The sequence below is a fragment of the Brucella ciceri genome, from assembly GCF_041930145.1.
Taxonomy (GTDB): Bacteria; Pseudomonadota; Alphaproteobacteria; order Rhizobiales; family Rhizobiaceae; genus Brucella; species Brucella intermedia.
Genome location: NZ_JBHEEV010000012.1, coordinates 82424 through 102977, shown reverse-complemented (window position 1 = coordinate 102977; position 20554 = coordinate 82424). Strand labels below are relative to the sequence as shown.

Here is a 20554-nt window from a genome sequence, read left to right as displayed (position 1 = left end):
CGGTCACGGTGACGTTTAGGTCACGTCGCCATATTCGCCGTCACCCTTGCCTCCAAAACCGTGCATGTACAGCGCCCATTGCAGCCCGATGGTTGCGCCTTTGATTGGCTGCAAAAGCAGCAGCGACATGATCACGGTCAGGGGGCCCCAGATCGCCATATGAGCCCAAAGCGGAAGATTGGTGGTTGCTTCAACGCCCATGAAGGCACCCACGACCACGTGCCCTACGATCAAGATGGTCAGATAGGCAGGAAGATCGTCAGCACGTTGTTCTGTGTAGTCTTCATCACACACGGAACATTGCGCCACGGGTTTCACAAAGGCCCGGAACAGTTTTCCTTCACCGCAATGCGGGCAACGTCCGCGAAATCCGCGCCACATGGCTTCGCCCAAAGGGCGTTTCGGGTGGGCCGCCTTGGGGCTTTCCCCTCCGAAAACCTGTATATTCTGCGCGGAATTGGCCTCTAGCGTGCTCATCAGCGACCTCTTCTCTTCTGACGCGGGATGCCCGCGGGTTTACCCCTTCGTCCACGCATCGTCCGGCTTGCCTTGTGATGCGAGCGGGTCGCCATCGGCAGAGGATGCGGTTCCGAAACCATCTCAAAACGAAGCGCACCCGCCACGGGGAGCGCTTCCACAAGCCGAACCGTCACTGTATCGCCCAAACGGAAGCCCTTGCCGCTCCGCTCACCGGCAATCGCATGGTTCGCTTCGTCATATAGATAGTATTCATGACCCAAAGTTGAAATGGGCACCAGCCCGTCTGCGCCATATGTCGCAAGGTTCACGAAGAGGCCCGCTCTCGTCACCCCGGTAACGCGTCCCTCATATTCATCACCGAGATGTGCGGCGAGGAAATGAGCGATAAGACGATCCACCGTTTCGCGTTCGGCCAGCATGGCGCGACGCTCGGTCGAGGAAATCAGCGCAGAGATTTCCTCCAGATGCGCTTCTTCATCGGCGGTGAGGCCATCGTTGCCGAGGTTCAGGGCCTTGATCAGAGCGCGATGAACGATAAGGTCGGCGTAGCGGCGGATCGGCGAGGTGAAGTGCGCATAGCGACGCAAATGCAGGCCAAAATGCCCGATATTGTCGGGGTTATATTCTGCCTGGCTCTGTGTGCGCAACACCACCTGGTTGACTAGTTCCTGATGATCAGAGCCCTCGACGGCCTCAAGAATCCGATTGAATTGCGCCGGCTGCAACTCGGCTCCCTTGGCGAGGCTCAGGTCCAGCGTCCTCAGAAATTCACGCAAGGTTTCCTGCTTTGCAAGCGCTGGGGCGTCGTGAATGCGGAAAATAAGCGGCTGGCGGCGCGCTTCCAATGTTTCAGCGGCGGCAACGTTCGCCTGAATCATGAACTCTTCGATGAGCTTGTGCGCATCGAGCCGTTCGGGAACGATGACCTTGTCGACCTTGCCGTCGGGCGTGAGCAGGATTTTCTTTTCCGGCAGATCGAGTTCCAGCGGTTCGCGCGCGTCACGCCCCCGCTTCAGCACGGCATAGGCGTTCCACAGCGGTTTCAGTATGCTGTCGAGAATAGGCGAAGTCTTGTCATCCGGCGCACCGTCGATCGCGGCCTGCGCCTGCGAATAGGCCAGCTTCGCCGCCGATTTCATCATGATGCGGTGAAATTTGTGCGATTTCTTGCGTCCGTCGGCCGCAAAAACCATACGGACCGCAAGGGCAGGGCGGTCTTCCAGTTCACGAAGCGAACAGAGATTGTTTGAAATCCGCTCTGGCAGCATCGGCACGACGCGGTCCGGGAAGTAGACCGAGTTACCGCGTTTTTGGGCTTCGCGGTCGAGCGCAGAATCGGGACGGACATAGGCGGCGACGTCCGCTATAGCCACAATGACGATCTGGCCTCCCGGATTCTCGGGGTCCTGGTCCGGCTCGGCGTAAACAGCATCATCATGATCCTTGGCATCCGCCGGATCGATGGTGAGAAGTGGAATATCGCGCCAGTCTTCGCGGCCATCCATCGTGGCTGCGGTCGCAGCTTCTGCTTCGCTCAGCGCTTCAGCCGGGAAAACATGCGGGATTTCATGCTCGTGGATGGCAATCATCGACAGGGCTTTTTCGCTGTCGATCGAGCCTACCACCTGCCGAACCTTGCCGCGCGGCAATCCCTGACGCCGGGAGGAAATCAGGTCGACTTCAACAAGATCACCGGCTTCCGCATTTTCCAGATGGCCCGGATCGAGCTGCACTTCCGGCTGCTTGCGGTTTACCGGGTCAAGCCGCCATTCACCATTGCCGAGCTTGCGCACAATACCGAGCACCGCATTTGTTCGGTGCTCGAGACGCTTCATCACTCGCGCGGTATAGTCCGGCCCGTCACGATCTTCATTGCGGAATATTTTGGCTAGAACGCGATCCCCAACGCCGACGGCCGGGCCGCCTTCAGACGCTTTGTTGAGCCGGGTGCGGCGGATCAGGATGGCGGGTGGCTTGCCATAACCTGCTTCATCCCATTCCGACGGGCGTGCGAGCAAACCGCCATCTTCGTCGCGTCCGGTAATATCAAGCACAGTGACGGCAGGTAGCGCACCGGGGCGAGATAGCCTGCGGGCGCGTTTTTCAACAAGGCCCTCGTCAGAAAGTTCGCGCAGAAGGTCTTTCAGATAGACCCGCGCATCGCCCTTGATGTTGAAGGCTTTCGCCAGTTCCCGCTTTCCCGCCCTGTCGGGATTCTCCTCAATATATTTGAGAACCTCTTCGCGGGTCGGCAGAAACGCGTGGGGATCGCTCTTGCCCTCGGCGGATTTTGCTTTGGCTGCACGCCGTTCGGTCCGCGCGGAACGACCGGTATCGGATTTGGAAAAACGGCGTGCCAATTGTTACTCCTCTGCCGCCTCGGCCTTGGATTTGGCTTTCGGCTTGGCTGTCGACTTGGCTTTTGCTGGCGCTTTCTTGGCCGCAGGCTTCTTTGCAGCAGCTTTCTTTTCCGTGCTGGCCGAAGCTTTGCGGGCAGGGGCTTTCTTGCTCTTGGAAGAGCCGGCTTTTTCCGTAATCAGCGCCAGTGCTTCTTCCAGCGTAACGCTCGCCGGGTCCTTGCCCTTCGGCAAGGTGGCGTTGACCTTACCCCAATTGACATAAGGTCCATAGCGCCCGTCGCGAACAGTGATTGACCCGCCGTCTGGATGGTCGCCAAGCGTCGCCAATGCTGCCGGAGTAGAACGGCCACGACCGCCACCCTTCGATTGCTTGTCGGCCAAAACCGATACCGCACGGTTAAGACCGACAGAGAAAACCTCTTCGGCATTTTCCAGATTGGCGAAAGTGCCATCGTGGCTGACATAGGGCCCATAGCGACCAATCCCGGCGGAGATCATCTTGCCGGTCTCAGGATGCTGACCAATATCACGCGGCAGCGACAGAAGCGCAACGGCTTTCTCATGATCGAGCGCATCGACGGTCCAGCCTTTCGGGAGGCTGGCGCGCTTGGCTTCCTTGCCTTCGCCGCGCTGGACATAGGGGCCGAAACGGCCTGTCCGTGCAGTGATTTCCTCACCGGTGAACGGATCTTTGCCGAGCGATTTCGGTTCATCCGCAGCCGCGGCTTCGCCATTGGCGTCACCGCCGAGCTGGCGCGTATATTTGCATTCCGGATAATTGGAACAGCCGACGAAAGCACCGTATTTACCGAGTTTCAACGACAGGGTGCCCGTGCCGCAGGTCGGGCATGAGCGAGGGTCACTGCCGTCTTCGCGCGCCGGAAACACCAGCGGTGCCAGCTCTTCGTTCAGCGCATCGAGAACATTGGTAACGCGCAGTTCCTTGATGTCATCGACGGAGCCGGAGAAATCGCGCCAGAAATCGCGCAGCACATCTTTCCACGAAAGCTTGCCGTCGGAAATGAGATCGAGCTTTTCCTCAAGGTCAGCCGTGAAATCATATTCCACATAACGCTCGAAGAAGCTTTCGAGGAAGGCCGTAACCAGACGCCCCTTGGGCTCTGGAATAAGCTTGCGCTTGTCGATCGTGATATATTCACGGTCACGCAGCGTGGCCAGCGTGGCGGCATAGGTCGAAGGACGGCCGATGCCCAGTTCTTCCATCTTCTTGATGAGCGAAGCTTCCGAATAGCGCGGGGGAGGCTCGGTCGAATGCTGCGTCGCATCGATCTTTTCGCGTGCCAGGGCTTCGCCTGAACGAATTTCCGGCAGCTTTGCGCTATCCTCCTCGTCGTCTTCTTCCTCGCGGTGATCCATATAGGCAGCGAGAAAGCCATCGAACCTGGTGACCGATCCATTGGCCCGCAGGAGGGCCGAACGCGAGCCATTGACCGCCTCGATGTCGACCGTGGTACGCTCGATATCGGCGGCCTGCATCTGGCTTGCGATGGCGCGCTTCCAGATCAATTCATAAAGCCGTGCCTGATCGTCGTCGAGATAGCGGCGCACGTCCTTCGGATGGCGGGAGAAATCCGTCGGGCGGATGGCTTCGTGCGCTTCCTGCGCGTTCTTGGCCTTGCTGGAATAATAGCGAGGCTTTTCCGGCACATATTTCGCGCCGAAGCTCTTGCCGATTGCATCGCGGGCCGCATTGATGGCTTCCGGCGCCATCTGCACACCGTCGGTACGCATATAGGTGATCAGGCCGGCAGTTTCGCCACCGACATCGACGCCTTCATAAAGCCGCTGCGCCACCTGCATCGTGCGCGATGCGGAGAAACCGAGCTGGCCGGATGCCGCCTGCTGCAAGGTTGACGTGGTGAATGGCGGTCCGGGATTGCGCTTGGTCGGCTTTGCCTCAACGGACAGCGCCTTGAAGCTTGCGCCTTCAAGCATGGTGCGAATGGCGGTTGCCTGTTCGCCATTCTTGATATCGAGCTTGCCGAGCTTCTTGCCGTCAACAGCCGTCAGGCGGGCAGTAAAACTGTCATTGCGCGGTGTCTTCAACAGCGCGGCAATGTTCCAGTACTCCTCCCGAATGAAGCGCTCGATCTCGGATTCGCGATCCGCGACGAGACGCAGCGCTACTGACTGAACGCGGCCAGCCGAACGCGCGCCCGGCAGTTTGCGCCATAGCACGGGCGAAAGCGTGAAACCGACGAGATAGTCCAGTGCGCGGCGCGCCAGATAGGCGTCAACCAGAGGCTCATCAATATCGCGTGGATTGGCAATGGCATCGAGAACAGCTTTCTTGGTAATGGCATTGAATGCCACACGCTTGACCGTCTTGCCTTTGAGCGCCTTCTTCTGGTTCAGTACTTCGAGCACATGCCAGGAAATGGCCTCACCTTCGCGATCCGGATCGGTTGCGAGAATGATGCCGTCGCTGTCTTTCAACGCTTTGACAATATCTGCAAGACGTTTGGAGGAATTGCTATCCACCTCCCACGACATTGCAAAATCTTCATCGGGGCGAACCGAGCCGTCTTTAGCTGGCAAGTCTCGCACATGACCGAACGAGGCCAGAACCTTATAGTTCGAACCAAGATATTTATTGATGGTTTTTGCCTTGGCAGGCGATTCGACAACAACGACGTTCATTTAAAGCAGCCCAGATTCGCGTCCCATGGAGACAAAATATCTCCTCTCCGCGAGAAATTCGTTGCCTTCACATGAACAGCAGGCAGCGTTTGGTCAAGAGCAGGACGACAAAAATAACGAAATACAACTTAAGATTGCTGTTAAGTTGAGTGTAACCAGTAGTAGCATGAAATGAAACAAAGAGCGATTTATCTCGCGGGGAGATAGGTATGGGTGATACAACGAGTTTTCCAGATATGGAAGACGATGACGATGTACAGAGCGCGACTCGGCACGAGACGCTGACATATATCGAGCAGATGCTGGAGCAGCTCAATTTAATGGCAAAGAATACAGATTATCTGTTGCTGTCCTATATGATCGAGATGGCTCTTGTCGAAGCGCGAGAGGCACTTCACAACGAAGCCAAGACATAAGAGGCTATTCCAGAGGGACAAGGGCGGCCTGATTACGGGCATATCGGTGCAGCCTCCCGGCCAGGTCCAGCTCCAGAAGAATGAGCTGGATAGCACCGGTATCCAGACCCGTATGGCGAACCAGCGTGTCGATATCGGTCGGCACGGGGCCAAGTGCATCAATAACAATGTCCCGTTGTTCCTCCGTCGCAATCGGTTGATAAGATTCTGGTTCTTCCATGGCCGGAGACAAAAGATCCGGTTGTGTCGGCATATCCGTTGGATACGCACTTGAACCGGCCAGCGGCCGGAGCATCTCGATAACGTCGTTTGCTTCCGTTACCAATGTTGCGCCTTGTTTGAGAAGCAGGTTCGTGCCGCGCGCACGAGGATCGAGCGGTGAGCCCGGCACAGCGAATACTGTACGCCCCATGTCGCCGGCCATGCGTGCGCTGATAAGCGAACCGGATCGTTCGGCAGCTTCGACGACGATCAATCCCAGCGAGAGCCCTGCAATGATGCGATTGCGACGGGGAAAATCGCGCGAGCGAGGCTCCGCGCCCATCGGCATTTCGCTTATGAGTACGCCACCCTCTTCCGGTATGGCGCGATAAAGGGGCAGGTTTTCGGGTGGGTAGGGGCGATCAAGCCCGCCTGCCAACACGGCGACGGTTCCTGTCTTCAAGCTTGCGCGGTGGGCAGCGGCATCGATGCCGCGGGCAAGTCCGGAAATAACAGCAAACCCGGCTTCGCCAAGATCATTCGCCAAGCGTTCGGTGAAACGCGCGCCAATTACCGAGGCGTTCCGGGAACCGACAATTGCAACGGGAGGCTTGTTGAAAACAGCGGCGTTTCCCTTAATCGTGACCAGCGGGGGTGGGGCCTCACAATTTTTCAGCTGTGGCGGATAATCCGGTTCGCCCATTCCAACAAGGCGGGCACCGGCTCGATCGATGGTTTCAAGCTCGCGCTCTGCATCGTCCATGGACATGACGCGGATGGGGCGTGCGCTGCCGCCCCGGATGTTGAGATCGGGCAGCATTTCTATCGCGCTTGAAGCTGAACCGCAAAACAGAATCAGGTCGCGAAACGTGACAGGGCCGATATTGTCGGTTCGGATGAGGCGCAGCCAGTTGAGACGCTGGCGGTCGGAGAGGCGAATTCCAGTTTTCGAATTCGCGCTTCCCTTCACCCCTTGGCTCCGATCTTGTTTTCGGTGCCGTTTATCAGGCGCCCTATATTCGTCTTGTGTTTGTAGAAGACAAAGACTGTCATGATCGCGAAGAGGACCGCGATTGCGGGACTGCCCTGGAAGTAAAGCGCGATTGGAACAATGATGCTGGCGACAAGCGCTGCAAGGGAAGAATACCGCGTGAGAAGTGCGGTTACGATCCATACGGCGGCGAAGACGAGCGCGCCGGGCCATGCCAAACCGATCAGGATACCGAGATAGGTGGCAACGCCTTTACCGCCCTTGAAGCCGATCCATACCGGAAAAAGATGCCCGATGAAGGCACCGAAGCCCGCGCCGATTGCGGCATCGGGCCCGTAGCGTGAAGCGATCAGAACGGCGACCGTGCCTTTGAGGGCGTCGAGGATCAGGGTTGCTGCGGCAAGCTTCTTGTTACCGGTGCGCAGTACATTCGTCGCCCCGATGTTGCCCGAGCCGATGGACCTGACATCACCCAACCCTGCAAGGCGGGTCAGAACCAGGCCAAAAGGAATCGAGCCCAGAAAATAGCCGAAGACAAGCGCTCCTACGAGCGTCATGCTGACAAATCCCGATTCGGCCATGAACATCCCCTGCTGCTTCTTGATTCCGCCTACCCGGAATTTTCGGTTGATTGTTCCGGGTTATGCGGTGTTTTTCAAGCCGAATATACGGTCTTTCCGGCCACTAATGTGTGGACGACGCGGCCTTGAAAACGCGCACTTTCAAAGCAGCTGTTTTTTGAGAGTGAGTGCAGGTCTTCCGCTCGCACGACCCATGGTTCTTCCAGATCGACAATGGCAAGATCGGCCTTGGCGCCCGGTTTGAGCGTACCGGCATCCAGACCGAAAATTTTCGCCGGAGCTGTCGATAGAACCTCCACCAGCCGCAGGAGCGGAATGCTGTCATTGTGATAGAGGCGGAGTGCAGCTCCCAGGAGTGTTTCGAGGCCGATGGCACCGGCTTCGGCATCCGAGAAAGGCAGGCGTTTGGTATCGACGTCCTGCGGGTCGTGAGCCGAAACGACAATGTCGATGGTGCCGTTTTTCACGGCTTCGACCATGGCAAGGCGGTCCTGTTCGCTGCGCAGGGGCGGGGAAAGACGGAAGAAGGTGCGGAATTCTCCAATGTCATTCTCATTGAGCGACAAATGGTTGATCGATACACCTGCCGTCACCTTGGCGCCCAGATCCTTGGCGCGGCGTACGGCCTCCGCCGACATTTCGCAGGAAAGCTGTGCGGCGTGATAGTTGCTGTTGGTCAGCGCTGCCAGACGCAGATCGCGCTCCAGCGGAATCACTTCCGCTTCCCGGGGACTGCCGGAAAGTCCAAGCCAGCTTGCAAACAGACCTTCGTTCATCACGCCGTTTGCGCCGAGATAAGGATCGCGCGTTTCGCAGGCAATCACGGCATTGAAATCGCGAGCATAGGTCAGCGCGCGCCGCATGAGCTGTGTGTTGGCGATGGTCTGCCTGCCTTCCGTGAAGGCAACCGCACCTGCATCGCGCAAGAGGCCGATTTCGGTCATCTCTTCGCCGCGCAAGCCTTTGGTGATCGCCGCTGCCGGATGCACATTGACGACGGCCGTATCGCGTGCCGTGCGCTTGACGAATTCCACGAGCGCCACGTCATCGATCACCGGATCGGTGTCGGGCATCATGATGATGGAGGTCACGCCGCCCGCAGCTGCCGCACGGCTTGCCGAGGCGATGGTTTCGCGATGTTCTGCGCCGGGTTCACCGATAAAGACACGCGCATCCACCATGCCGGGTAACACTGCCTTGCCGTTCAGGTCGACGATTTCGGCACCTTCCGGCGCACCCTGATTGCGGGCGTTGGCACCGGCGGCAACGATCTTTCCATCGCGGATCAAAACGCTGCCGGTTTCATCGAGACCACGCGACGGATCGACGATGCGCGCGTTTTCAAAGAGGATCGCGCTCATGCATTTTCTCCATTGCCCAGGTTGCGTCGCGGGTCGAGCAGGGCTTCCATTACGGCCATGCGCATGGCAACCCCCATTTCAACCTGTTGCTGGATGACGCTTTGCGGCCCGTCGGCAACGTCAGATGCGATCTCAACGCCGCGATTCATCGGGCCGGGATGCATGACAAGGGCGTCCGGCTTGGCGTGTTTCAGCTTTTCCTTGTCGAGGCCATAGAAGCGGAAATATTCGCGTACCGAAGGCACAAATGAACCGGCCATGCGCTCACGCTGAAGCCGCAGCATCATGACGACATCCGCGTCCTTCAAGCCTTCTTCCATCGAGTTGAAGACCTCGACGCTCATGTCCGCCATGCCGGAGGGCAGGAGCGTGGATGGCGCGACGACACGCACCCGCGCGCCAAGAGCATTGAGAAGAAGAATGTTGGAGCGTGCCACGCGGGAATGCAGTACATCGCCGCATATGGCGACGATCAGATTTTCGATCTGGCCTTTGGCGCGGCGGATAGTGAGAGCGTCAAGAAGTGCTTGTGTTGGATGTTCATGCGCGCCATCACCGGCGTTGACGACCGAACAGCCGACTTTCTGCGCGAGCAGGGCGGCAGCGCCTGCCGAGGCGTGACGGATGACCAGTATATCCGGCTGCATGGCGTTCAGCGTCATCGCGGTATCGATGAGCGTTTCGCCTTTCTTGACCGATGAATTACCGACCGACATATTCATGACGTCCGCACCGAGCCGTTTTCCGGCCAGCTCAAACGATGATTGCGTTCGTGTCGATGCTTCAAAGAAGAGATTGATTTGCGTGCGACCTCGCAGCACGGACTTTTTCTTCTCGGGCTGTCGGGAAACAGCGATTTCCTGATCGGCGAGATCAAGAAGGCAGAGAATGTCCAGGGGCGAAAGCCCCTTGATGCCCAGCAGGTGGCGGTGAGGGAAAAGCGGAGGGACCGTTTGATTTGTCATGGCAAGTCACCCGTATAGGACCATGAGGCAGGTCCCGCAACCGTCCTTATAATGGCTATGGGCGATTCACCAAGAAAAACCTGTGCTGTCCTGACGACAAATTGCGTTCGGGATGGCAAAATTTTAGCAAATGCGATGCAAGAACCCTAAATAGAACTGAATCGCACAAGACGGAACGAGCTTTTGAAAACGCACGACGTGACCAACCAGACACCGCCCATGACGGGCAACAATGCCTATCTGGGCGATCCGCTTCTGATGCAGATTGCGGCACGTTTCCCGAAGGAACTGCATACGGATCTGGAGCAGACGGGCCGTTTCGTCATGTCGGCTGAAGCACAGGACCTTGCGCGTCTCGCCAACACCGAGCTGCCGAAATTGCGCACCCATGACCGGCAGGGCAACCGTATCGACCTGGTTGAATATCATCCAGCCTATCATGCGCTGATGCGCCGCTCTATCGCGGCTGGCCTGCATTGTTCCATCTGGGAGGGCAACCCGCTGGAAACCGGTCGCCGTCATCAGGCACGCGCCTCGCGCTTTTTCCTGACGGCGCAGCTTGAGGCGGGGCATCTTTGCCCGCTGACCATGACGAGCGCATCGCTTGCCGCGCTCATGGCCTCGCCGGAAATTTACAAGGAATGGTCGCCGGTCATTCTTTCAAGAAAGTACGATTTTTCGCAGAAGCCAGCATTTGCCAAACAGGGCATTACGCTTGGCATGGGTATGACCGAAAAGCAGGGCGGAACCGATGTGCGGGCCAATACGACCCGCGCCATCCGCAACGAAGACGGCACCTATGCCATTACTGGCCACAAGTGGTTCATGTCCGCTCCTATGTCGGATGCGTTCCTGACGCTGGCGCAGGCAGAAGACGGTCTTTCCTGTTTTCTGCTTCCGCGCCTCACTTCGCAGGGAAGCGGGAACGGGTTCTTTTTCCAGCGATTGAAAGACAAGCTCGGCAACAAGTCCAACGCCTCATCGGAGGTGGAATTTGACGGCGCGGTCGGTCATCTGATCGGTAATCCGGGCGAGGGCGTCAAGACCATCATGGATATGGTCACGCTGACGCGGCTCGATTGCGCAGTGGCATCGGCTGGACTTATGCGATCTGGCCTCGCCGAAGCCGTGCATCATAGTCGTCACCGGCAGGTGTTTGGCAAGGCTCTTATCGAACAGCCATTGATGCAGCGTGTACTCGCCGATATGGCGCTCGATGTCGCCGGCGCGACCGCGCTTTCCATGCGGCTGGCACGCGCCTTTGATATGGCTGCAAGTGATCGCGCAGAGGCGGCGTTTGCCCGCTGCATGACGCCGGTGGTGAAATACTGGGTTTGCAAGATCGCGCCTGCCTTACTCTATGAGGCAATGGAGTGCCTTGGCGGCAACGGCTATATCGAGGAAGGCAATCTTGCGCGCGCCTATCGCGAAGCGCCGGTCAACGCGATCTGGGAAGGGTCCGGAAATGTCATGGCGCTGGATGTCGCGCGTGTGCTGTCCCGCGCGCCGGCGCTTTTCGATGAAGTACTGGAGTGGATCGGCGGACAGCTTGGCCCGCGCGGGCAGGGAACGCTTGATGTGCTGCGTGCTGCATTGCAGCTCACTGAAACCGATCCGGGTGTTGCACGCCTTCTGACCGAGCAATTGGCCTATGCCGCCGCCGCCGCAGAACTGCGCCAGCTTGGTGCCGACGATGTGGCTGACGCATTCATTGAAACCCGCCTCGGCGGACAGTGGCGGTCGACCTATGGCATGCTGGATGCACGCCACAATGCGGAACGCATTCTCGACCAGCTTTATCCGGCGTCGTAATCGTCGGATACCGACCGCCTGATGCTGTGCAGGCGGTCGAGCGCCCCTTGAAGAATGAAAGCTGCGGCCGCCGAATCGATACGTTCGGCCCGCTTGCCTCGAGAGACGTCCATGCCGATAAGCGCCCGTTCGGCGGCGACCGTCGACAGGCGCTCGTCCCAGAACACAAAGGGCAAGTCGGTGAGCGGCTGCATGGTGCGCACAAATGCCCGCGTGGCCTGAACGCGGGGACCCGATGTTCCATCCATATTCATAGGCAAACCGATGACGATAACGCCGACCTTGTCGGCGTCGAGAGCTTTCAGAAGCACTTGTGCGTCGATCGAAAACTTCACCCGTTTGATGACCGGGCGCGGATGGGCGAAGGAAAGACCGAGGTCCGATACCGCAAGGCCGATGGTCTTGGTTCCCAAGTCCAGTCCGGCAATGGTCTTTCCGGGCTGAAGCAGCGCCGGAATTTCCTCGATTTCAACGACAGCCATCGGTCCTCATCGGATTTTGAAGTGGTTTCTATTGCCTTCAACTTTATTGGCGTCATATCTGTTCGCAAACTGGAAATCGAGCCGGAAACACAGATTGAGGAGAGAGTTTATGAAACTTACATGGCTTGGCCACGCCGCCTTCCGCGTTGAAACTGCAAGGGCCGTCATTCTCATCGATCCGTTTCTCAACGGAAATCCCGGTGCGAAGGGCATAGATTTCAAGGAAGTAACCAGCGGTGTGACCCACATCGCGCTGACGCACGGCCACGGCGATCACGTCGGCGATACGGTAGCAATTGCAAGGGAACATGGTGCGACGGTTATCGCCAACGCCGATCTTGCAAGCTGGCTCGGCAGTCAGGGCGTGGAAAAGGTCGATCCCGGCAATACGGGCGGCACGGTGGCGCATGACGGCTTTACCATTACATTCGTCAACGCACTTCATTCCTCGGCAATGCTGACGGAAAACGGCGTATCGCAGGCATTGGGCAATCCGAACGGTCTGGTGTTCCATTTCGAGGATGCGCCGACGCTTTATCATATGGGAGACACGGATATCTTTTCCGATATGGGGCTTATCAACGAGCTTCATCAGCCAGAGATCGGGATCGTTCCCATTGGCGATCGCTTTACGATGGGCGGTGCGGTTGCGGCTCTCGCCTGCCAGCGTTACTTCAATTTCAAAACCGTGCTGCCGTGCCATTACGGCTCGTTCCCCATCATCGATCAGACGGCGGACAAGTTCGCTGAAGGAATGGCAGACCATCGCGAGACAAAAGTGCTGACCGATCCGGCTGGAACTGTCCACAGCTTCTAAAGGCCTTTTGAGGCGCAAGAAATGTTGCGCTTCAACAGTCGCGCCGTTATAGCCGGTAGGAAACCTTTTCAGGGGTGGCGGGTCGCCGCCCGATCTGAAGCACAACCCGGAACACGCAATGCGGTTTTCGGACAAGATGTGCGTGGGTACAAAGTTAGTGCATTTGCGGAGAACAGGATGTCCGTCGATATTTCCACCGTCAAGCGCGTCGCGCATCTGGCGCGTATCGCTGTCAGCGACGACGATGCCGAACGCATGACCGGCGAACTCAATGCTATTCTGGGCTTTGTCGAACAATTGAACGAAGTCGATGTCGACGGTATCGAGCCGATGACTTCCGTTACGCCAATGGACATGCGCATGCGCGAAGACAAGGTGACCGATGGCGGCATTGCTGCCGCAGTGGTCGCCAACGCACCGGTTACGGAAGACAATTTCTTCGTCGTCCCAAAGGTCGTGGAGTAGGTCATGGCCATTCGGGTTTCAGTCGAGACCCCTTTGCAGGACGATGTGCGCGTGCTGGTCGACGGCCTGAATGCGCATCTCCTGCCGCTGTCGCCGCTGGAATTCCAGTTCAAGATGACGGTGGAGCAGATGGCGGGGCCGGATACGTCGGTCTTTGTAGCGCGCGACGAAAACGGCAAGGCTGTCGGCTGCGGTGCCTTGAAGATGCATGGAGATGGCATCGCCGAGGTGAAGCGCATGTTTACCCTCCCGGAAGTGCGCGGCAAGCGCGTTGGCTCGGTTCTGGTCGATGCGATTGTCGATCTGGCGAGGGCGAGGAGCGTGACCCGTCTGGTACTCGAAACGGGAACTGGTCCCGGTTTTGCCGGGGCATGGCGACTTTATGAGAATTCAGGTTTTACGCGCTGCGGTGTGGTTCTGGACTATCCCGAATCTGAATACAGCGCCTTTTTTGAAAAGCGTCTCACTGAGGCGCACTGACAGGATTTGACGATGAGCGAACTGACCGCACTGACCATTGCCGAGGCGCGCGACAAGCTGAAGGCCAAAGCCATCACAGCGACCGAACTGACCGACGCCTATCTTTCAGCTATCGACTCTGCGAATGACACCATCAACGCTTACGTGAAGGTGACACACGATCAGGCGCGTTCGATGGCGAAGGCTTCGGATGAGCGCATCGCCAAGGGCGAGGCGGGCGCATTGGAAGGCATTCCGCTGGGCGTGAAGGACTTGTTTGCGACCAAGGGTGTGCATACGCAGGCCTGCTCCCACATTCTCGACGGTTTCAAGCCGGAATATGAATCGACCGTCACCGCCAATTTGTGGTCGGATGGCGCGGTTATGCTCGGCAAGCTCAATATGGACGAATTCGCCATGGGCTCGTCCAACGAAACGTCCTATTATGGCGCGGTCAAGAATCCATGGCGGGCCAAGGGTTCCAATGCCGACCTGGTACCGGGTGGTTCGTCGGGCGGTTCGGCTGCCGCGGTTGCAGCGCAGCTTTGCGCTGGCGCGACTGCAACCGACACAGGCGGCTCGATCCGTCAGCCAGCGGCTTTCACCGGCACGGTTGGCATCAAGCCGACTTATGGCCGCGTGTCGCGTTGGGGCACGGTGGCCTTCGCATCCTCGCTCGATCAGGCCGGGCCGATCGCCCGCGACGTGCGCGATGCGGCTATCCTGCTGAAATCGATGGCTTCGCTTGATCTCAAGGACACCACGTCCGTCGATCTGCCTGTTCCGGATTACGAAGCTGCCCTCGGCAAATCGCTCAAGGGCATGAAGATCGGCATTCCGAAGGAATATCGCGTCGATGGCATGCCTGGCGAAATCGAGGAACTCTGGCAGAAGGGCATTCAGTATCTGAAGGATGCTGGTGCGGAAATTGTCGATATTTCGCTGCCGCACACGAAATATGCGCTGGCCGCCTATTATATAGTCGCGCCTGCGGAGGCGTCCTCGAACCTCGCCCGTTATGACGGTGTGCGTTATGGTCTGCGTGTGCCAGGCAAGGACATTGCCGACATGTACGAACAGACCCGCGCGGCGGGCTTCGGCAAGGAAGTTAAGCGCCGCATCATGATTGGCACTTACGTTCTCTCGGCTGGCTATTACGATGCCTACTATCTGCGTGCGCAGAAGGTACGGACATTGATCAAGAAGGACTTCGAGGACGCATTCGCCAAGGGCGTCCACGCGATCCTGACGCCAGCGACGCCATCGGCTGCTTTTGGCCTAGCCGATGAGGATCTCGCCAACGATCCGGTAAAGATGTACCTCAATGACATCTTCACGGTGACTGTCAACATGGCCGGCCTGCCGGGCATTGCCGTGCCTGCGGGCGTCAATGACCACGGCCTGCCACTTGGCCTTCAGCTCATCGGACGCCCGTTCGAGGAAGAGACGCTGTTCCAGGCGGCGCACGCCATCGAACAGGCAGCCGGACGGTTTACTCCGGCAAAATGGTGGTAAAATCCGATCTTCTTATTCGCCGGGGCTTCCCCGGCGAATTTGCTTCTATGGCCGCCTTGGCAGTCAGGGCGTGGCGGATTGCGGCTCGTGGCGTGGAACTTACCGCTGATCGGCAGCACGCGCTGGAAGCCAAATTCCTGCACGACCTTCAAGAGAATGCGGATGGTGTGTTGACTGCCGAAAAGGGCGGAACTATTGCGGGCTGGGGTGCGAGAGTGCCGCGAAGCAATTACATTTCCGACCTATGGGTCGATCCGCCCTGCCACGGGCAGGGAATTGGCGGACAGCTTCTTGATGCCCTGATGGCGCAACTCCTGTTCGACGGCTTCGATGAAGCAGTGATCGGGACGCATGCGGATAATCTCCCCGCGATCTATCTTTATGAAAAGGTTGGTTTCCGGATCGAGTGGCAGGGAGAGGAGTGGTCGGAAAGCTTCAGGAAACAGGTTGAAAAGGTGAGAATGCGCGCAAAGCTTTGAAGCCAGCTTGTCGCAACCATTGCCGAACGTTCTGTCGCGCCTATCCTTCTTGAGAGTGAATACACTAGGAGGAGGGCAAGCGATGTGGATCATGCTGACGGAAGTAAACGGGGAGAAGCTCGCCGTGAATTTCAATCATGTTTTGTGCTACAATACTTATGGAACCGGCACGCGTATTGTGACGCTGAGCACGGACCAGACATTCTTCGTCAAGGAATCGATTGAGGAAATTGAAGCCAAGCTCGGCATCGATGTGAAAGTTTGAAGCTTCATTTTAACAATGGCTTAAACAGTTTTATTGAAAAAGAGAATGAACGGCATCGCGCTTGCGGGTTGCCGTTCATGGGACGCGAGCAGTTCAGGCTTTCTGGAAACGTGCTCTAAATATCCAACTCTTCGACAAAAGCCGCACGGTCCTGAATGAAACGGAAACGAGCTTCCGGCTTGGTGCCCATCAGTTCATCGACCGTGTTGCGGGTTTCATCGACATATTCTTCGTCCACCTGGACACGCAAAAGCGTTCGCTTCTTAGGGTCCATGGTCGTTTCCTTGAGCTGTTCGGCGCGCATTTCGCCAAGGCCTTTGAAACGGCCTATTTCCACCTTGCCCCGTCCGGTAAACATGGTGCGCAGAAGCTCATCCTTATGCGCTTCATCACGCGCATAGGCGACCTTTCCGCCCTGGCTCAAGCGGAAAAGCGGAGGCACTGCCAGATAGAGGTGGCCGTTGCGGATCAGGTCCGGCATTTCCTGATAGAAGAATGTGATGAGCAGGGATGCAATATGCGCACCGTCGACGTCAGCATCGGTCATGACGATGACGCGATCATAGCGCAGATCGTCTTCCCGATAGTTCTTGCGTGTGCCGCAACCAAGAGCCTGAATGAGATCTGCAATCTGCTGGTTCGCCGTCAGCTTCTCGCGTCCTGCGCTGGCAACGTTCAGAATCTTGCCGCGCAACGGCAAAATGGCCTGGTTGGCGCGATTGCGTGCCTGCTTGGCCGAACCGCCTGCCGAGTCACCTTCGACGATGAACAGTTCCGCCCCGGCGGCCGCGTTCTGGGTGCAATCGGCGAGCTTGCCCGGCAGGCGCAGCTTGCGCGTCGCGCTTTTGCGGACAGTTTCCTTTTCCTGACGGCGGCGCAAACGCTCATCCGCGCGGTCGATCACCCATTCCAGGAGGCGGGACGCCTCCTGCGGAGAAGCCGTCAGCCAGTGATCGAACGGATCACGGATTGCATTTTCCACGATGCGCTGCGCTTCGACGGTGGCAAGCTTGTCCTTGGTCTGGCCGACAAATTCCGGCTCGCGGATGAAGACCGACAGCATTCCCGCCGCCGACACCATCACGTCGTCAGTGGTGATGATCGAGGCGCGTTTATTGTTGGTCAGTTCCGCATAGGCTTTCAGGCCGCGTGTCAGCGCAATGCGCAAGCCTGCCTCATGGGTGCCGCCATCGCCGGTTGGGATGGTGTTGCAATAGGAATGGACGAAACCGTCGCCGCCAAACCATGAAACGGCCCATTCAACCGCGCCGTGGCCACCCTGCTTTTCGGTCTTGCCTGCGAAAACCTCGCGCGTGACCTGATGTTCCTTGCCAAGCGATGCCTCGAGATAGTCTTTCAGGCCGCCGGGGAAGTGGAACACCGCCTTCTCCGGCGTTTCCTTCTTCGGGTCGAGGAGGGAAGGATCGCAGTTCCAGCGGATTTCAACCCCGCCGAACAGATAGGCCTTCGAGCGCGCCATGCGATAGAGACGATGCGGATCGAACTGCGCCGTTTTCCCGAAGATATCAGGGTCCGGGTGGAAACGGACACGGGTGCCGCGACGGTTATGCACTTCGCCGACATCTTCCAGTCCGCCCTGCGGAATACCGCGCGAGAAACGCTGCCGATAAAGACGGCGATTGCGCGCCACTTCCACTTCAAGCACGTCCGAAAGGGCATTCACCACCGAAACACCCACGCCATGCAGGCCGCCTGACGTTTCATAAGCCTTGCCGTCGAATTTGCCGCCAGCATGCAGCTTGGTCATGATGACTTCGAGCGTGGATTTTCCCGGCACCTGGGGATGTTCGTCCACTGGAATGCCGCGCCCATTGTCCGAAACGGTGACAAATCCGTCGGCGTCGAAACTGACTTCGATGAAATTGGCGTGTCCCGCCACCGCCTCGTCCATCGAGTTGTCGATGACTTCGGCGAAGAGGTGATGCAGCGCCTTTTCGTCCGTGCCGCCAATATACATGCCGGGGCGCAGGCGTACGGGTTCCAGACCCTCCAGAACACGGATGGACGAAGCATTATAGTCATCGCCTGCCGATGAAGCAGGCGGCGCCTTGGCGGTTACCGGCTTTGGAACAGAGAGCGACGGCGCTGCCACCGGCTGCGCAACAGGTTGCGGCGCCACAGGTTTTTCGCTCTGTCGCCCCTGTTCCTGTTCTCGGGCCCGGGCATTGTTGACCACTCTCGAGAAGAGATCGTTGCTATCGTCCATTTGTTCCGAAAAGCTCTCTATCTGAATTTCAGGAGGCCGCTGTCGAGCCTGCTCGCCAAAGACCGGAAAATACTGTTCGCGAATCACTTGAATGATGCCACGCGCGCTCGCGAAAGGCGACTAAAGTTCGCCTTACGTTCCGTTTGCGCACGGCTTTTTCAAAGGGTTTTGTCCAGAACGGAACTGATTTGCACCAGAAAGCGGTCGAAAGTCAAACAAGCGGGGCAATTCCGGTCAAATTGGATGGAAACGCTGCGGCAGTTCGCATAGAGCCATAGCGGGGACATTCCAGATACCGAGAGTTTGAAATGCAGAGCAGCGCGACAGGCGGCATGGAAGCGCACGTAAAAGGCATGGCGATCATGGTGCTCTCGGTGCTTCTGCTGCCGCTGATGGATGCCATCGGCAAGTGGCTCGCCATGGCAGACCATATGCCTCCGGCAACCGTGACCTTCATGCGCTTCTTCGTTCAGTGCTGGCTGATGTTCTTCATCCTGCTCATGGTCGGCGGCTTTGCAGCGTTGCGAACGCAGCATCTGGCAGGCAACCTCATTCGCGGTGCGCTGATGGGGTTTGGCGGGCTCTGCTTCTTTACGGCAGTCAAGTATATGCCGCTGGCCGATGCGATGGCCGTCTTCTTTGCCGAGCCTCTTATTCTGACGCTGTTTTCGGCCATTTTCCTGAAGGAGAAAGTGGGCTGGAGAAGATTCAGTGCTGTCGGTATCGGTCTCATCGGGACGATGATAGTAATCCAGCCGAGTTTCGAGATTTTCGGCGCGGTCTCGCTTCTGCCGCTCGCGACCGCCGTAACTTTTGCGATCTATCTCATTTTGAATCGCAAATACGGTGCGAAGGAAAGCCCGCTTGTCATGCAGTTTTATGCCGGTGTGGGCGGCTGGATGTTTGCGGGGCTCGCCATGATCTATGGAACTGCGGCGGGGCTTGGCGATCTGAGTTTCGGGCTGCCGCAGGGCATCCAGCCCTGGCTGCTCCTGCTGCTTCTTGGAACAATCGGCACTGTCAGTCACCTCATGGTCGTGCAGGCGTTCAAGCTCGCACCAGCATCCATGCTGGCGCCGTTCCAGTATCTTGAAATCGTCAATGCGGTTCTGGTTGGCCTGATAGTATTCGGCGATTTCCCGACGCCATCGAAATGGCTCGGTATCGCAATCATCGTCGGATCGGGTTTTTATGTTTTCATGCGCGAGCGCCGGGTGAAGGCCGACGCAGTGGCGTGAGCAGAACTATTTGAGCTGACGCGGACCGAATACCGTCTCGAACGCCTTTCCCAAAGCGACGTCCATGTCGCCCATCGTCACCGGCAAGCCCAGATCGACAAGGCTGGTAACGCCATGTTCGGAGATGCCGCAAGGCACGATGCCGGAATAATGGTTGAGATCCGGTTCGACATTGATGGCTATGCCGTGGAAGCTCACCCAGCGCCGCAGACGGATGCCGATAGCCGCGATCTTGTCTTCGCACATGCCGCCATTGGCCAGGCGGGGCTTTTCAGGCCGCGTTACCCATACGCCAACGCGATCCTCACGCCGTTCGCCTTTGATGTTGAACTCGGCCAGGCTCTCGATGATCCATTGTTCGAGCGCCGTCACGAAGGCACGCACATCCTCGCGGCGGCGTTTCAGGTCCAGCATCACATAGGCAACACGCTGGCCTGGCCCGTGATAGGTATATTCCCCGCCGCGCCCCGTGTTGAACACGGGCAGGCTGTCGGGCGCCAGCAGGTCGCTTGCATTGGCGCTTGTTCCTGCCGTGTAAAGCGAAGGATGTTCGACCAGCCATACGAGTTCGTTAGCGGTGCCTTCCCGAATGGCCTGCACACGCGCTTCCATGAAGGCAAGTGCTTCCTCGTAGTCCGTCAGCCCGTCTGCGACAACCCAGTCCACCGGCGGTGCATCTGCCTGTTGCGGCAGAAAACGCGTCTCCAGCGCGTTGCGCTCGCGCGGCTTTGGTGAGGCAATATCGGAAACGGGGGAAACGGAGCTATTCGTCATGATGG

At 57.9% G+C, this 20554-nt stretch carries 19 protein-coding genes; 9 read left to right on the top strand and 10 right to left on the bottom strand.

Going from position 1 to position 20554, the window contains the following annotated elements; all coding sequences use genetic code 11:
• Positions 1 to 15: 15 nt before the first annotated feature.
• The 3 genes from JNC63_RS19410 to topA are packed head-to-tail and all read right to left on the bottom strand — an operon-like array spanning position 16 to position 5501.
• Positions 16 to 477, bottom strand: a complete 462-nt coding sequence (locus JNC63_RS19410) for a DUF983 domain-containing protein (RefSeq protein ID WP_006468941.1) — start codon at positions 475 to 477, stop codon at positions 16 to 18.
• A complete protein-coding gene (rnr, locus tag JNC63_RS19405; RefSeq protein WP_006468940.1) occupies positions 477 to 2840 on the bottom strand; it encodes a ribonuclease R in 2364 nt (787 codons plus the stop codon). Before rnr ends, JNC63_RS19410 begins: the two co-directional genes overlap by 1 nt.
• A gap of 3 nt (positions 2841 to 2843) precedes the next feature.
• Positions 2844 to 5501 (bottom strand): type I DNA topoisomerase, encoded by a 2658-nt coding sequence (topA, locus tag JNC63_RS19400; RefSeq protein ID WP_063621057.1) that lies wholly within the window; start codon positions 5499 to 5501, stop codon positions 2844 to 2846.
• Between the two features lie 209 nt (positions 5502 to 5710).
• Between topA and JNC63_RS19395 the strand changes: the two genes are divergently transcribed.
• Positions 5711 to 5917 carry a hypothetical protein gene (locus JNC63_RS19395; RefSeq protein WP_006468937.1) on the top strand — a complete coding sequence of 69 codons (207 nt, stop codon included), beginning with the start codon at positions 5711 to 5713 and terminating at the stop codon, positions 5915 to 5917.
• Between the two features lie 4 nt (positions 5918 to 5921).
• Here the strand turns inward: JNC63_RS19395 and dprA are convergent, their stop codons facing one another.
• From dprA to JNC63_RS19375, 4 genes are all read right to left on the bottom strand, one after another.
• Positions 5922 to 7088, bottom strand: coding sequence for a DNA-processing protein DprA (gene dprA, locus JNC63_RS19390; protein ID WP_063621055.1), 1167 nt, complete (start codon positions 7086 to 7088; stop codon positions 5922 to 5924).
• The gene (plsY, locus tag JNC63_RS19385) at positions 7085 to 7690 is read right to left on the bottom strand and encodes a glycerol-3-phosphate 1-O-acyltransferase PlsY (RefSeq protein WP_006471392.1); all 606 of its coding nucleotides are present in this window, start codon (positions 7688 to 7690) and stop codon (positions 7085 to 7087) included. The genes dprA and plsY overlap by 4 nt, the downstream gene beginning before the upstream one ends.
• A 74-nt stretch (positions 7691 to 7764) precedes the next feature.
• Entirely contained in the window at positions 7765 to 9051 is a 1287-nt protein-coding gene (locus JNC63_RS19380; RefSeq protein WP_006468935.1) for a dihydroorotase, read from the bottom strand.
• The gene (locus JNC63_RS19375; protein WP_063621053.1) at positions 9048 to 10016 is read right to left on the bottom strand and encodes an aspartate carbamoyltransferase catalytic subunit; all 969 of its coding nucleotides are present in this window, start codon (positions 10014 to 10016) and stop codon (positions 9048 to 9050) included. The genes JNC63_RS19380 and JNC63_RS19375 overlap by 4 nt, the downstream gene beginning before the upstream one ends.
• A 183-nt stretch (positions 10017 to 10199) precedes the next feature.
• On the opposite strand from JNC63_RS19375, the gene JNC63_RS19370 reads away from it, so the two are divergent.
• On the top strand, positions 10200 to 11828 hold the full coding sequence (locus JNC63_RS19370) for an acyl-CoA dehydrogenase family protein (protein WP_031346952.1): 1629 nt from the start codon (positions 10200 to 10202) through the stop codon (positions 11826 to 11828).
• On the opposite strand, the gene ruvX is transcribed toward JNC63_RS19370, so the two are convergent.
• Positions 11813 to 12310 carry a Holliday junction resolvase RuvX gene (gene ruvX / locus JNC63_RS19365; protein ID WP_006468933.1) on the bottom strand — a complete coding sequence of 166 codons (498 nt, stop codon included), beginning with the start codon at positions 12308 to 12310 and terminating at the stop codon, positions 11813 to 11815. The two genes, JNC63_RS19370 and ruvX, sit on opposite strands and share 16 nt — an antisense overlap.
• Before the next feature lie 109 nt (positions 12311 to 12419).
• On the opposite strand from ruvX, the gene JNC63_RS19360 reads away from it, so the two are divergent.
• From JNC63_RS19360 to JNC63_RS19335, 6 genes are all read left to right on the top strand, one after another.
• Positions 12420 to 13127, top strand: coding sequence for a metal-dependent hydrolase (locus JNC63_RS19360; protein ID WP_006471390.1), 708 nt, complete (start codon positions 12420 to 12422; stop codon positions 13125 to 13127).
• Between the two features lie 177 nt (positions 13128 to 13304).
• Positions 13305 to 13592 (top strand): Asp-tRNA(Asn)/Glu-tRNA(Gln) amidotransferase subunit GatC, encoded by a 288-nt coding sequence (gene gatC / locus JNC63_RS19355; protein WP_006471389.1) that lies wholly within the window; start codon positions 13305 to 13307, stop codon positions 13590 to 13592.
• A gap of 3 nt (positions 13593 to 13595) precedes the next feature.
• Positions 13596 to 14072, top strand: a complete 477-nt coding sequence (locus JNC63_RS19350) for a GNAT family N-acetyltransferase (RefSeq protein ID WP_063621051.1) — start codon at positions 13596 to 13598, stop codon at positions 14070 to 14072.
• A gap of 12 nt (positions 14073 to 14084) precedes the next feature.
• Complete coding sequence (gene gatA / locus JNC63_RS19345) at positions 14085 to 15566, top strand: Asp-tRNA(Asn)/Glu-tRNA(Gln) amidotransferase subunit GatA (RefSeq protein ID WP_006471388.1); 1482 nt, start codon at positions 14085 to 14087, stop codon at positions 15564 to 15566.
• Positions 15567 to 15613: 47 nt separating this feature from the next.
• Positions 15614 to 16045, top strand: coding sequence for a GNAT family N-acetyltransferase (locus JNC63_RS19340; protein ID WP_235691677.1), 432 nt, complete (start codon positions 15614 to 15616; stop codon positions 16043 to 16045).
• 82 nt (positions 16046 to 16127) lie between these two features.
• The gene (locus JNC63_RS19335; protein ID WP_063621049.1) at positions 16128 to 16310 is read left to right on the top strand and encodes a hypothetical protein; all 183 of its coding nucleotides are present in this window, start codon (positions 16128 to 16130) and stop codon (positions 16308 to 16310) included.
• A 115-nt stretch (positions 16311 to 16425) separates the two neighbouring features.
• Here JNC63_RS19335 and parE read toward each other — a convergent pair whose 3' ends face one another.
• Positions 16426 to 18537 (bottom strand): DNA topoisomerase IV subunit B, encoded by a 2112-nt coding sequence (gene parE, locus JNC63_RS19330; protein WP_006471386.1) that lies wholly within the window; start codon positions 18535 to 18537, stop codon positions 16426 to 16428.
• 308 nt (positions 18538 to 18845) lie between these two features.
• On the opposite strand from parE, the gene JNC63_RS19325 reads away from it, so the two are divergent.
• Positions 18846 to 19775 carry a DMT family transporter gene (locus tag JNC63_RS19325; RefSeq protein ID WP_006468924.1) on the top strand — a complete coding sequence of 310 codons (930 nt, stop codon included), beginning with the start codon at positions 18846 to 18848 and terminating at the stop codon, positions 19773 to 19775.
• A 6-nt stretch (positions 19776 to 19781) separates the two neighbouring features.
• Here the strand turns inward: JNC63_RS19325 and lipB are convergent, their stop codons facing one another.
• Positions 19782 to 20549 (bottom strand): lipoyl(octanoyl) transferase LipB, encoded by a 768-nt coding sequence (lipB, locus tag JNC63_RS19320; RefSeq protein WP_050791023.1) that lies wholly within the window; start codon positions 20547 to 20549, stop codon positions 19782 to 19784.
• Positions 20550 to 20554: the final 5 nt, after the last annotated feature.